Here is a 14,926-nt window from a genome sequence, read left to right on the forward strand (position 1 = left end):
CTATGAAAAAGATTGTAATAAGTATCTTGCTTGTGGCCGTTGGAACTGTTTCCATCGCGCAGAAAAAGAGCAGCAGGCCTAACATTGTCGTAATTCTGGCAGACGACCTGGGTTATGGAGATATCGGAACTTTTGGAGCCACTGACATTCGTACGCCGAACATTGATAATCTGGCTAAAAATGGTTTAAAACTGACTTCCTTTTATTCGTCGTCACCGGTTTGCAGCCCACCCGGGCAGCGCTGATCACCGGACGTTATCCGCGGAGGTTGGGGATCGATCATGTTTTCTTTCCGGAAAGTTTTACAGGTATTCCGGCAGAGGAGGTAACGATTGCTGAGGCACTGAAAGGGAACGGCTATACAACGGCGATTTTCGGCAAATGGCACCTGGGACATCATAAACAGTTTCTGCCGTTGCAAAATGGTTTTGACGAATATTATGGAATTCCGTATAGCAATGACATGCAAGGTGTTGTCTATCTGCGTGGTAACGATGTGGACAGCATCCGGGTTAACCAGAAGTATACAACGAAAACCTATACGGATAAAGCGGTTCAATTTATTGACAAGAACAAAGACCGGCCGTTTTTTCTGTACCTGACGCATAACATGCCGCACGTTCCGTTGTATGCTTCACCTGAATTTGAGGGGAAATCGAAAAGAGGTTTGTACGGCGATGTTATTGAGGAAATCGACTGGAGTGTTGGTGAGGTCGTCAAAGCATTAAAGAAGAATGGGTTGGAAGAAAATACGCTCGTTGTTTTCACAAGTGATAACGGTCCATGGCTGATCTTCGATGTGGAAGGCGGCTCAGCGGTACCTTTGCGACAGGGAAAAGGTACTACTTTTGAAGGCGGTCAGCGGGTTCCGGCCGTTGCTTACTGGCCCGGGAAAATAAAAGTCGGAAGCGTTTACGAGGATATTACAACGCAGCTGGATCTGTATCCGACGATCATGAGTCTGACGGGAAGTCAGAAAACGCAGACGACAAAACCACTGGATGGTGAAGATATTAGTCCGGTTCTTTTTGGTACCGGCAAACGTAAGGCGGATGAATTTGCATATTATTCCAACGGGAAAATCGAAGCATTCCGGAAAGGTGACTGGAAAATACGCCTGCCACAGGCCGATATCAAAATCAATGGTATCGTTGTAGTTTCGGCAACTGACACGCTGCTTTTTAACCTGAAAACAGATTTAACTGAAAAGAATAACCTGCTTAAAACAAATCCTGCCAAGGCAAAAGAACTGCTTGGCGCACTGGCGGTTTTTAATAAAAAGATGGGTGCAACGCCCCCGGCACTTGTACAGCGCATGCCGTCTGACGATAGCCATATCAAGAAGCGGGCTGAGCGGGCAGCAAAGGGTGGTTTGAATAAATAGTCATGCGGTTTTATGGCGTTGCAAATCGTCAGATTCCATATTATTGATCCGATACCGCTACGAAAATGGGAAGTATAGGGGAGCCCTGAAGGAGCTTATGCTATAAAATGAATCATTGCACAATGTAACAAATGAAAAGTTATGGTTAAGTATATCAGTAGATTGTCTCACACACTGGTGGTGATGGGCGTGATATTTTCCGGTTATGCCGGAGCACAGGGCTCTTCGAGTAAGAAGGGATCTGACAAGCCAAAGAAATATAACGTGTTGTTTATAGCCGCAGATGACCTTAACAATGATATCGGGGCATTTGGCAATACTTTCGTAAAAACACCCAATATTGACCGGCTCGCCCGGCGCGGCGTCCGGTTTGACAGGGCGTATACCCAGTTTCCATTGTGCAGTCCCAGCCGTTCTTCCCTGCTCACCGGGCAGCGACCGGACGTGACCGGGATTTACGAACTGCAAACACATTTCCGGCAGAACCTCCCGGACATTGTAACCTTGCCGCAGCTTTTTAAAAACAATAGCTATTACAGCGCGCGGGTAGGTAAGATTTTCCATTACGGGGTACCGGGACAAATTGGTACGGATGGTCTGGATGATGCTGCGTCGTGGAATCACAAAATCAATCCGAAGGGGCGGGATAAAACGGAAGAACCACTCGTTAAAAACCTGACGCCCAAGCGTCCGCTGGGCAGCGCGCTTGCATACCTCGCAACGGAAGGAACGGATGATGAGCATACCGACGGTATCATAACCAACGAAGCGATCAAGCTACTGGAAGAAAAGAAAAACGATCCGTTCTTTCTCGCTGTCGGCTTTTTTAGGCCGCATTCACCTTACGTAGCTCCGAAAAAATATTTTGATCAGTATCCGCTTGACCAAATTCCGCTTCCAAAAGAAGTGGAAAATGATCTGGATGACATCCCTGAGGCCGCAATATTTACAAAGCCAGCCCACTGGGGGCTTTCAGAACCTGAACGCAGAGAAGCACTTCGGGCCTATTACGCAACCATTTCTTTTATGGACGCGCAGGTTGGAAAACTGCTGGACGCGCTGGATCGTCTGAAATTATCGGACAATACGATTATTGTGTTTTGGAGTGATCATGGCTACAATGTTGGACAGCACGGACAATGGATGAAGCAAAGTTTGTTTGAAAATTCTGCTCGTGTGCCGTTGATTATTTCGGTTCCCGGAGGTCTGAAAGGAAAGGCGTCCGGCCGGACGGTGGAATTGCTGGACATTTATCCCACGCTGGCAGAGCTTACGGGCCTTGATCCCCACCAGAAGTTACAGGGAAAAAGCTTGACGCCGTTGTTGAAAAATCCTGCTGCAAAATGGGATAAGCCAGCCTACACGCAGGTGCGCCGCGACAAGATTTTCGGCCGTTCGGTCCGGACGGAACGCTTTCGTTATACCGAGTGGGATGAAGGAAGAGCGGGCGTAGAACTGTATGACCATCAGTTAGATCCGGGAGAGTTTAAGAATCTTGCCAAAGAAAATAATCAAAGTAAAACGGTAAATGAACTGGCAATTTTATTAAAAAAAGGTTTTCCGGCGCATGAATAATTATAAATCAAATTTTTTGTATAAAATTTGAGCATATTATTAGTGACCATGCAAGTTAGCAGCTTTATAAGATCCTCTTCGTTAGTTGTTTTTCTTATCGTACAGTGCCTTTCCGGGTATGGACAGCGGTATGAAGGACGGTTGTCCGTCAGTCCGAATATTGTTATCGGATTGATCAATAACCGGCATCAGCTTGCTGCGATCGGTAGGAAAAGTCCCCGGAACCCAAGGGATGAAAAACCCCGTCCCAATATTATCTTCATTTTGACGGACGATCACCGTAGCGACGCTTTGGGTGCCATGGGTAATAGCATTATCCAAACGCCTAACCTTGATGCACTGGCGAAAAGAGGAACTTTATTCAAGAAGGCTTACGTGACCACTTCGATTTGTTGCGTGAGCCGTGCCAGTCTTTTAACCGGCCAGTATCAGTCGAGACATAAGATCAATGATTTCAAAACCTGTCTTTCCAAAAATGCATTGGCTAAAACTTATCCGGCATTACTTAAAAATGCGGGCTACAAGCTGGGTTTTATCGGTAAATTCGGGCTCGACGGGAAGCGCCAGCCCGATACCCTTTTCGACTATTGGGCCAGTGCGCGGGAAGAACAGCCGGTGTATGAGATGATCAATAAAAGCGGGAAGATGATCCATCATACCGATAGTGTAGGAAAAGATATCCGTCAGTTTCTAAACCAGTTTGCCGGAAAGGAACCGTTTTGCTTGTCGGTTAGCTTCAAGGCGCCGCATGAACTGGATAGCAATCCACCAACTTTTCCGGCACAGGAACGGTACAAAGGGTATTATCAGAATGCCAGCTTTCCCGAGCCGGTCACGGCCGATCCCAAATACTGGAACAGCTTCCCTGAGTTTTTCAGGAGTGATAGAAATATTGCGCGTGTAAGATGGAAACCTTTGCTTTCGACGCCTGCGTTGAGACAGGAAACGATCAGAAACTATTATCGGTTGATAACCGGTGTCGACGAAGTGGTTGGTAATATGGTGGCTCAGTTAAAGGAATTAGAAATTGACAAAAATACGATCATCATTTTTATGGGTGATAACGGCTTGTCCCTTGGAGAACATGGTTTGGAAGGGAAATGGTACGGTTTTGAAGAATCCATCAGAGTGCCGCTGATCATTTCCGGTGCTCCTTTACCGAGAAAGTTGAGAAGAGAAGAGACGGATAAGATAGCCCTTAACATTGATATCGCGCCAACCATTCTGGCATTGGCAGGTGTTCCTGTTCCGTCAACGATACAGGGCATGGATTTAATCGGAATGATGAAGAAGAAGTCGACGGCCAGAAAAGATTTTTTCTATGAACATACTTATCTGGGTGGTGCGGCCATACCCAAAGTGGAGGGTGTCGTGTCCCGGAATTTTAAATACATGAAGTACATCGAGCACAACTACGAAGAACTTTACAATACCCAAAAAGACCCCAACGAAACGACCAATATTATCAAAAATAAATCTGATAAATCGGCGTTGAAGAAACTTCGTAAACGTTATGCGGAGCTCCGAAAAGAAGCCAGGTAACTTTTCCAGGCTTCGTGAATAGTGTCATTCCTGGTGTATTGTTTTTAAAAGTATTGGTTTTATGTAAAGTATGATAATTTAAAATAGTGAAATAAGTATTTATCATATTATACTTTTAATACTTATTTAAATTATGATATGTATTAAAAGTTATTTTGGTTAATTGTCTTTATTTCAGTGTGTTGTGATACTAAAAAGGAGATCTTAAATATTCAGATCTCCTTTTTAGTATCCAGAATAATATTGTTACAGACCAAAACCCAAAGCAAGTCCTTTTACAGGTACCGGGAAGCTGTATTTCATGAGTGCTGTGCCGGTTGCCAGATCAACCGTGTAGAAGCTGGTATTGCCTCCAACCGTAAAAATAGCAAAGCCCGTTCCCGAAACATTACCGATATCAAAGCCACTGTTAGGGTCAACATCAACGCCGAGAACTTTCGGATCAATTAGAATTCCGTCGTTTGGCGGGCTTTGTTTGTAAAGCAGATTGGATTGACTGTCGATGTCGTACAATGTGGTATTGGCTGCGATCACACCCGGATAGCTGTTGGTGTAAGCAACGGCTGTTGCAAAAGGCGTTGGACCAGCCATGTTTCCGATTTTTAGCGGACCGTCGACCGTCGTTACACCGTCTGTAACGTTGATTCTCAGATTTTGGCCGTTATCACTCACTACACGGAGTCTGTCTGCTGCGGGGTTAAAGTCAACTCCAAAATACATGCCGCTTATCGTTACTGGTGTGTCATTCATGAGTTTCAGGCTAACCAGTTCAGTTGCAGCGCCAGAGCCAAGATCGATACCATATATTTTACTGTTGCTGCCTAAAGCGTGCAAGCGTCCGTTAACAGGGCGGATATCTATACCCAATAACGTCACGCCACCGGGCACACCAATTGCCTTGGTGCTATATTCGCTCCCGTTTGCAGGATTGAATATTTTAAGATTGTTTGCCGCATCCAGTGCATAAGCAACGGGCAAAGCAGGGATAGCGATTCCGATAATGTTAACGTTTGCTGGAAGATTTCCAAGTTTTTGTAATTTACCGGAAGTCAAATTTACATAATCCAGTTCCCATTTGTTGTCAAATTTAACCGAAGCAATTGGATAGATATCAGATGCATTCAGATCTGGTGAAATATCAAACCCACCCACGTCCTGAATATCAAGCCCCAGTCTGCCAACGGCTACCAGCGCTCCCGGATTCGGCGGGTTTTGAATGTACAGGATATCAGCAACCGGATCAATATCGTAAAGGGTTGTACCGACTCCACCTGGAGCTGCCGTCACACCGGCACGGCTGTTGGTATAAGCGACGGCACCAATTTTTGGGCTTGCAGGTCCGTTTAAAGGAGAATCTCCCGGCACGACGGCCCCTGTTTCAGGATGCAAACGCAGGTTTTGCGCCGTGTTCGTTACGACGCGGATCCGGTCAACGGTGGGGTTGAAGTCAAATCCGATGCTGGTGCCGGTCAGAGTTGTCGCAATGGGTGCGGTACCGATTCTGGTTGCTTTTCCCTGCTGGTCTCCCGTTTTTACATTAATCTGGTAAAGGTTGCTTTGCGCACTGATTGCATAAAGCTGACCTGTTGCCGGGCGGAAATCGATTCCGGCCAATACGTCACCGTTTTCCAGACCTGTAACGGAAAATGATCTCAATGGCGTGGATGTGTTTTTAACATTGATCTCGTGCAACTGATTGTTGTCAGACAATGCATAAAAAATCCTGTCAGGAAGAGTTTGCGCGGTCGGGGCGAGACGGTGATCTTCACAGGAAAACCAACCCAGTGCCACCGCCAAGGTCGTGACAAGCGTTACTTTTTTGAGTAGAGAATTTGTGATTTTCATGAAATATCTGAGTAAGTGAGTGAATGTTTTACAGAACTCACTTACGATCAAATACTTCCTTTGGATTAAAAATTAGGATTAATTTTTAATTTATTTTAATGCAAATTTAATTTAAGCATTTATTGGGCTGATTTGCCAGGGTTAGGCTACCCGAAGATAATTTTCAAGGCAATTAAAAAGGCTGAATTTTGAAGCACCAAAGCATCTGCTGGCAACACCACGAGTCGTTCCGAAGGAACGATATTTTGCAATTTCAATATCATTGCTACCAACGAAATGTTCCTATTGGAACAAAAAGGTAGAAATATTCTTATGTCCTTGTCTCACCGCCACATTGTGGATATTGAAATTGCAAAATATCATTGTTATCAACGAAATATTCCTATTGGAACAAAAACGTAGAAATATTCTTATGTCCTTGTCTCATCGCCACATTGTGGATATTGAAATTGCAAAATGTCATTGCTACCAACGAAATGTTCCTATTGGAATAAAAACGTAGAAATATTCTTATGTTCTTTTCTCACCGCCACATTGTGGATATTGAAATTGCAAAATATCATTGCTACCAACGAAATGTTCCTATTGGAACAAAAAGGTAGAAATATTCTTATGTCCTTTTCTCACCGCCACATTGTGGATATTGAAATTGCAAAATATCATTGCTACCAACGAAATGTTCCTATTGGAACAAAAAGGTAGAAATATTCTTATGTCCTTGTCTCACCGCCACATTGTGGATATTGAAATAGCAAAATATCATTGTTACCGATGAAATGTTTTTATTGGAATAAAAACGTAGAAATATTCTTATGTCCTTTTCTCACCGCCACATTGCGGATATTGAAATAGCAAAATATCATTGCTACCGATGAAATGTTCCTATTGGAACAAAAAGGTAGAAATATTCTTATGTCCTTTTCTCACCGCCACATTGCGGATATTGAAATTGCAAAATATCATTGTTACCGATGAAATGTTCCTATTGGAATAAAAACATCGAAACATCCATATGCCCTTGTCCCATCGGGACATTTCGTTGGTAGAATGGATAGGTCGATGCGGTTTTCGTTCCGAAGGAACGTTTCGTGGTCATTGATGTGACCAATTAAATTAATTAGAAGTAGCGCATTGCTTTACACCACCCGGAGATAATTTTTATAGCAAGCCCCGCGTTGACTTGTTTGGTTGCGGATTGAAAGACTTCATTCACCTCCGCCAATCAATCAACAATGTAAGGCAATGATGCATACTTATACTCCGGTTTTTGAAGTTGGCGTTTAAGCATCTTGAATGATTCGAGCGGGCCCTGCGAAGCCACCAGATTTACCAGCCAGGCGGGTATGGAACCGCCCGGATCGACGGCGATGGTATACTCCACTTTTACCTGTTTTTTAGATATTGGGAAAATAATCCACCGCCCCTGCGACTGTGTGATACGAACGATTCCCTCCTTAACGGGAACGAATCCCGAAACGCAAGGTGCATCTATGGTAATTGTTTTTGTCGCAGGATTTTGCGTAACCGCGATGTGCGCTATAAAATCCCGATTTTGCGCCGGCCAGGGAAGGGTTACCTCGGAATAGTAAAATAACTCAGAAGGAGATACCTGTTTTACCAAAACACTGGATTTTGTGTTGTAAACCCACTCCGTACTTTTGTCAATGTTCATGATGACGGACACGAACTGAGAGGCCGAGGCGTTCAGTATACTTTCTACTTTCAGTGCCTTGATCTTGGAGGTGAGCAGGGATTGGGTATATACCCGCACACCCTCTTTTTCGGTATGAAACTTCCAGGTTTCCTGGGCATAACTATTTGAAAATACGCCCAGGAGCACTAAAATAACTATTATTTTTTTCAACATTTGAATTTACGCTATCAGAGCCATGCGATCGTGCATGACAACTTATCGTAGCCGTAACAATGTTTTTGTGAAAATAATTACCGGCTTAATTGTCTGAAATCGTAAAATACCTGGCTGCGATCGCCCTCCTTTTTTGTGTAGGCAACCAGTAAACCTGTCTGACCCGAGGCAAGTGCAACAGGATGTGTCGCGTTGATATTAGCTGCGGTAATAAATCCGGTCTTCATTAAGTTCCCACTTTCTGTGCGTGTTTGAAGGCCGATCCTGAAATTACCTTCCTCCGTAAGTTCGTCCCAGACGATTGCCAGCTGGCCCTGCATGTTGACCACCATTTGCGGATGCTTGGCGGAGGCGGAAGCGCTGACGCTTTGCCTTGCGGTAAAGTGATTTGCATCACTGGAATTACAATAATAAATACCTTTTCCGCTTCCCATCGTATACCAGGCAAAATGCATGCCCTGCTGATTTCCAGTCATTGTCGGGCCAGTATGCGGGCAGCCGCGAATGACCCAATTGTCTGCACTGATACGCTTTGGCCGCGAAAAATTTTTACCATTGTCCATGGAAACAGCATGTACCATGTCCCGAATACTATCATTCAGGATGGCGCGGTAGGTAAGATGGAGCTTCCCCATTTTATCGGAATACAATTTCGTCCGGCAGCATTGGCAGGTTGACTCCGCCACGCGTGTCTCATTGACAAATCCTTCCTTTTGTTCTGTCTTTGAAAAATAAAGGGCAGATCCTTCCATACTCATGCCTTCATGGTGTCCTTCGTGATGATGCTGGCTAGCCTGCGCCGGTTTTCTTGAATCAAGCCAAACGACCCCGATCTCTCCGTCGGGCAGTAAAGTCATATCGAAATAACGTTCATCGTTACTGTACGATTTGGCAGGTGACAATTGTTTTGGCTCCGTCCAGGTAGCCCCTTTATCAAAAGATTGGGTGTAGTACAGCAAACCTGCATACTTATTTTCCTTGCTTGGATTGCTGACAGCAAAAATGGCAAGCATATCACCGTTTCTCTTGAAAATTATTTTAGACAGGTTTTCATCATGCGGATAAATACCGCGGGAAGTTGGAATTTCTTTGGATCCTGAAAAAGAGCGTCCGCCATCTTTTGAAACAGCATAGTACAATTTATACTGATCCGCGCTTACCTTTTGCACCCAGCTCAAAACAGGGTTGCCTGACTGGTCGGTAGTCAGATAAGCGCCCGATGCGTCACCTTTTGGGAGAGAGATCATCTTTGGACCGGAATCTATATTGGACGATGGATTTGCAAAGCGATAGGCACTGAATATGACGGCTATGACAACGAGTAGAAAGGATGTTTTTTTCATAGTAATATGACCAGCAAATAAGCGTCCCGGTTTGTTCAGAAACCTTTAATTGTCACGTGGCGAAATTACGGATAAAGCGGATTGATTGCTGAGATTTGCCGAAGAAATTGTCTTTCGTAGTCTATAAAAAAATAAAGAACCCAGGGAATCCGGAGTCCTTTACAAAATATCGTAACCTTTAATTGATATAGATCATACATCAACTACATACAATATTAATAAATAAAGTAGTCTGCTGAAAATTTCCCGCTTAGAAAGACTCGTGTTTGAGTGTCTTAACGAACTTTTGTTGACAGGCAGGCCCCTTCAATGCCACTGTTATTACAAATAATAGTAAAAATGCCCTTCATCTTTCCGGAAACCGAATTTTTCATAAAGTGCCTGAGCCCTGGTGTTTTCCATACCAGTCTTGAGCATGATCCATTCGGCATCAGTCTTTGCTCCGAATTCTCTTACTTCTTCCAGCAAGCGGGTAGCAACCCCGAATTTTCGATATCGTTCCGAAATAAACATATCATTGAGTGTCCAGGTTGATTTTGCTTTCAAAGAGGAAAACATTGGGTAAAGCAGGGTGAATCCCATTAGCTCCCTGGAATCCTCATTGATTGCTGCGAAAATGGTGGCCTGATTATTTTCCAGTCTGTCTTTAAGGAAATTGTAAGAAATTGCTAAATCGGATTCCTGGTCGAAGTGTATCCGGTATTCGTTAAACAACATGGTAAGCTGCGGGAGATGGTTGATGGTACACTTTTCGATGCGCATGTAAAAGCTGAAATTTTGTAGGGATAAATGTTTAAATGCCAAAGGTACTATGTCGGGGGACTTTTTCTTGGTTGGCTATCCAAAATAAACCTGCCGGAGAAAAGGACAGGTTTATTTTAGATATCTTTTACGCAAGTCTCTGAATCGTAATTCATAAGGCATTTTTTACCTCAATGGAACTTTATAAAATAATATCTTTGTTGCCCGGTAATATTGGTGACTTTTTTGGTTAAATTCGTATATGGAATAGGCCTGAGGGAAATAGCCTGAGCGCCGGAGTATGCATCGTTTAATACGTTTATCTGTTGTCGGTTTGTGATGTTAGTCATACGGGAAATGCGGCATTGTGCAGGGAAGTTTTATATATTGAAGTATTTGTATAAGAAAGAAATTACGTTTAAGACTATATGGGTTATCGTTATCTGGGATTCGCAGCGTGCTCTCTTACCCTTTTAGGTCACTTTTGCTTCAGTCAGGAGTTACAACCCGGACTTTCAGGAATGGGGCCTTCTAAATGGATAACTATAAAACATACCCAGGCCCCAGGCGCGAGATACCGCTCGGTAAATTCGGAAACACAGCGCTATACCCAGGAAGATGTGTATGTCCGTGCATGGATACCCGTTATCCATAAGCCGAAATATGCCATTGTACTAGGGCCTCATTATCGTACTGAACAGCTTGAAATCGATACCAGGGGAGAAAATCCGATGCACCAGATGTCGAACTGGAAGCTTCGCTCCATGGGTGTGGATATCAAATCGTTTTTCAGACTGGATGATAGCTCGTTTTTGATTGTAGCTTCCCAGGTAAATAAAAGTGGCAGTATGGCGGAGATCCCACTGAAAAATGTTCCGCTGAATTATAGTTTTACGGCTGTTTACCTGAAAAAGAAATCAGCAGATAAAGAAATTGGCTACGGTATCATGGCGAGTAAGAACAGAAATCTTTCAGTATTGCCTGTTTTTGTCTTTAATTATAACTTCTCCCCAAAATCGGGGATAGAAATAAGTTTACCCAAGAAAATTGCCTGGAGGTATAACTTTTCGCCAAAAGATATACTATACCTGAAAAGCGAAGCGATTAGCAGGAGTTATTACATCGCCGAGCAAAATAATGGCCTGTTCCGAAAGATTGATATGGATACAGGGATTATGTACAACCGGCAGATTAATAAAATAATAGGCGTTGAATTATTTAGCGGTTACAGGGTCAATATCAGTAACACACTGCCTGACGGCGTGGTGCCGATTAAAACTTCTGGTTTTACAGCTTCAATTGAACTGTACATTCGTCCGCTATTTGGACTGCTTAAAAAGTCAAAATAACAGCTACTGAAGACTATTTTGCCTGACAATCACTGTCAGTTTTTTTATGCCAAAAGCATGACTTTATGACATAAAACACCTGGTGCCCAATCGGTTACATTTAGATACTTACCAAAACCTGGGGTTTTTCGTCTACAATTTTGCCTGTTTTTCCAAGAAAAAAGCCTCAGTATAACTAAGGCTCTTTTGTTCATTATTTAACCCAGCACTCTACATTATTAGGTAACTGTTGTAAAAGTAGAACAATAGGATATCAAAAGCAAGATTTTTGTAGAATATATTATTTTGATTCTAGTAATTATTATACACTATAAATTTAAGTTGTAGTATTAATTCTATTTTTGAAAAATGTGCTGATAGAAAAGAAAAAATCCCTGCAAATGCCGGGATTTTTTACTAAATATTTCTCACCTCAAAATGAGCATGACCCATTTTGAATAAATAAAATATAAAAATAATCATGCTAGCAGACAGAGAATAAAATGAGGAATGTCGTTAAATATGCTGAAAAACAGCTTGTTGAAAAAAAAGAGTATTGAAAAAATTATATTTCTATAAACAGGGTTTAGGTCTCGGAAAGATCTGCACGGCTCTTACCATGACATATCTGGTGAAGTGTGGTGTAAATACACACAAATTGTCGAAATCGGGGGAAGAGGTAGAGGGCTAAGCATGAGCCTCAGAGCTTGAAATGCCTAAAAACAAAAAAATCCCAGCATATGCCAAGATTATTTGTACACTACAACACACACTATAGGCCACTTGCGTGGCACTGTCACAAAATTATAGAAATCTTGCTATAAAAGAAACATAATATTTCGACATTTTTTTGGTATAAGGCAACGGAACGCCAGAATGAAACTTTTTGGAACAAAAATTGCGGGAAATTATAGGAAGGGGCCGTGATTACCCAGTTGGTCGCTCTGTATTTAACCAGATGCATCTGTTAAAATATGCATTGAAACTTATGAAAGATTTAAAAAACAAAGAAAAAAAGGGAAGATTAATCATTGTTGCCTATCGATTACCATTTAAGATCATCAGTGAGAACGACCAGGTCCGGTTGTTTCAAAACTCAGGGGGACTTGTTTCGGCAGTACTCTCTTTGGTCCATGAGCAGGAGGGGTCTCCGTTCAACGCGGAGGAGAAGATCCAGTGGATTGGGTTTTCTGAAAATACAGTGGAAGAGCTTGAAGGACAGTCTCTTGAAAACGATAGCTTCCAGGCACATCCGGTATTTATTCCGGCCGAAGTAAACGAGCATTATTATGAGGGATTTTGTAATAACCTCATTTGGCCTTTATGTCATTACTTTCCTTCTCTGGCTAAATTTGAGGACACCTACTATGAAAGTTACCAGGTAGCCAACAGGTTGTTTTTTGATAAAGTAAAGGAGATCATCCAGCCGGATGACGTTGTCTGGGTCCAGGATTATCAGCTTATGCTCCTACCCGAAATGATCCGGCAGGAATTCCCAGGGAACAAAATCGGGTTCTTTTTCCACATACCGTTTCCCTCTTTTGAGTTATTCCGCATGCTGCCGGTTAAATGGCGACAAGCAATTATTGACGGTATTTTGGGCGCAGATGTTGTTGGATTTCATACCAATGATTATGTAGAGTATTTTTTAAAAGCAGCCCGAATGGTTTCTGGTTATGGAAATAAATTACATTATATCAATTTGAGCAACCGGATTGTCAAGGTCGATTCCTTTCCGATTAGTATAGATTTTAAGAAATTTAATGCGGCTTATGACGAGCCGGAAGTGGTCCGGGAGCGTGAGCAGATTCGTGAGTCGCTAAAAGAGAAGATCATTTTCTCCGTGGACCGTCTGGATTACTCCAAAGGAATTTTACATCGCCTGAACGGATACCAAAGGTTTCTGGAAAGGTATCCCGACTGGTACGAAAAAGTTTCGTTTGTGATGGTGGTGGTCCCTTCGCGGGATAATATTGAACAATACCAACAGATGAAATCCGACATAGATCAGACCGTTGGCAGGATTAACGCCAACTTTGGGAATATCAACTGGCAGCCGATTATTTATCAATACCGATCCATGTCCTATGAGGAGTTGCTTGGCATGTATACGGCAAGTGACGTTGCGCTGATTACCCCCGTGCGGGACGGGATGAACCTCGTTTGTAAGGAATATGTGGCGAGCAGAAAAGATAGAAAAGGCGTTCTGATTTTGAGCGAAATGGCGGGCGCCGCGGCCGAGCTTGGGGAGGCTTTAATAATTAATCCACTGGATAACCAGGACATAGCCGATGCCATAAAGCGGGCATTCGAAATGCCGGAAGAGGAACAAATGAAACGCATGGATGCCATGCAGGCCCGGATCAGGGAGTACGATGTATTCGCCTGGACCAATGACTTTTTTACCCAAATGATTATGCTTGAACAGGAACATGAGAGACTTCGTCAGGTTTTTTTGACGAATAAGGGAATTGACAATATCCGTAAGGCATATAACGCGTCGTCAAACCGTATTTTATTTTTTGACTATGACGGTACGCTGGCTCCGATTGTTCCGGACCCGGCCAAGGCGATTGTTTCAACGGATACAAAAAAGCTGATCATGGATCTTGCCAAACGAGATACGGTGATTATCATCAGCGGGCGGGACCGGTATTTTCTGCATGAACTTTTCAAGGATTTACCTGTTCATATTATTGCCGAACATGGTGCTTTGATCAAAACAAAGGATAGTCCGGAGTGGATTCTTAATGAAAGTTATGAGGAAAATTGGAAGGAAAGTATCCGGCCAATCCTTGATATTTATGCGAAAAGGTGCCCCGGCGCTTTTGTTGAGGAGAAAGAAACTTCTCTGGCCTGGCATTACAGGACGGCAGAAGATAAAGAATATGCTGTACGAAGAGCGCAGGAGTTAATCTGGCAACTCAAAAATTTTGTTCAGCCGGAGCTTAACCTTCAGATTATCGACGGGAATAAAGTGGTGGAAGTCAAGAAAACTGCTTTTAACAAGGGAACGGCAGCCCGGTCGTTCGTGGAAAACGGGAACTATGATTTTGTGCTGGCGATGGGAGATGACACAACGGACGAAGACATGTTTGAAGCATTGCCTGCGACCTCGTACACGATCAAAATCGGAGACGATCTTTCGGCTGCCAGGAATCATATCAAAAGTCAGCAGGAGGTATTTCACTTTTTGAAATTTATGATCTCTACGCCTGAAGAATAGCCATTTGCCCATAAGGGAATATAAAAAAACAGCAAGTCAGGGATAACCTGGCTTGCTGTTTTTAATATAAGGCTG

General features: G+C 43.2%; 8 protein-coding genes and 1 pseudogene. 5 read left to right on the top strand and 4 right to left on the bottom strand.

The genetic code is table 11. The features are described 5' to 3' along the window. Positions 1–2 precede the first annotated feature (2 nt). The 3 genes and pseudogenes from RB622_RS07110 (at position 3) to RB622_RS07120 (ending at position 4,501) form a co-directional block, all read left to right on the top strand. A pseudogene (locus RB622_RS07110) lies at positions 3–1,384 on the top strand (sulfatase). Positions 1,385–1,525: 141 nt separating this feature from the next. Then, positions 1,526–2,959, top strand: a complete 1,434-nt coding sequence (locus tag RB622_RS07115; RefSeq protein ID WP_308045863.1) for a sulfatase — start codon at positions 1,526–1,528, stop codon at positions 2,957–2,959. Between the two features lie 27 nt (positions 2,960–2,986). After that, positions 2,987–4,501, top strand: coding sequence for a sulfatase (locus RB622_RS07120; RefSeq protein WP_308045864.1), 1,515 nt, complete (start codon positions 2,987–2,989; stop codon positions 4,499–4,501). Between the two features lie 246 nt (positions 4,502–4,747). Here the strand turns inward: RB622_RS07120 and RB622_RS07125 are convergent, their stop codons facing one another. From RB622_RS07125 to RB622_RS07140, 4 genes are all read right to left on the bottom strand, one after another. Continuing rightward, the gene (locus RB622_RS07125) at positions 4,748–6,346 is read right to left on the bottom strand and encodes a DUF4394 domain-containing protein (RefSeq protein WP_308045865.1); all 1,599 of its coding nucleotides are present in this window, start codon (positions 6,344–6,346) and stop codon (positions 4,748–4,750) included. A 1,222-nt stretch (positions 6,347–7,568) separates the two neighbouring features. Continuing rightward, the gene (locus RB622_RS07130; protein ID WP_308045866.1) at positions 7,569–8,213 is read right to left on the bottom strand and encodes an START domain-containing protein; all 645 of its coding nucleotides are present in this window, start codon (positions 8,211–8,213) and stop codon (positions 7,569–7,571) included. A gap of 77 nt (positions 8,214–8,290) precedes the next feature. Next, positions 8,291–9,556, bottom strand: a complete 1,266-nt coding sequence (locus RB622_RS07135; RefSeq protein ID WP_308045867.1) for a sialidase family protein — start codon at positions 9,554–9,556, stop codon at positions 8,291–8,293. A gap of 321 nt (positions 9,557–9,877) precedes the next feature. Continuing rightward, positions 9,878–10,318: a GNAT family N-acetyltransferase gene (locus tag RB622_RS07140; RefSeq protein WP_308045868.1), complete on the bottom strand. Its 441-nt coding sequence runs from the start codon at positions 10,316–10,318 to the stop codon at positions 9,878–9,880. 407 nt (positions 10,319–10,725) lie between these two features. On the opposite strand from RB622_RS07140, the gene RB622_RS07145 reads away from it, so the two are divergent. Beyond that, positions 10,726–11,646, top strand: a complete 921-nt coding sequence (locus tag RB622_RS07145; protein WP_308045869.1) for a DUF6268 family outer membrane beta-barrel protein — start codon at positions 10,726–10,728, stop codon at positions 11,644–11,646. Between the two features lie 967 nt (positions 11,647–12,613). Next, positions 12,614–14,851: a bifunctional alpha,alpha-trehalose-phosphate synthase (UDP-forming)/trehalose-phosphatase gene (locus RB622_RS07150; protein WP_308045870.1), complete on the top strand. Its 2,238-nt coding sequence runs from the start codon at positions 12,614–12,616 to the stop codon at positions 14,849–14,851. Positions 14,852–14,926: the final 75 nt, after the last annotated feature.

Origin of the sequence: Dyadobacter sp. LHD-138 (assembly GCF_030929615.1) — a bacterium.
In the GTDB taxonomy this organism is placed as follows: domain Bacteria; phylum Bacteroidota; class Bacteroidia; order Cytophagales; family Spirosomataceae; genus Dyadobacter.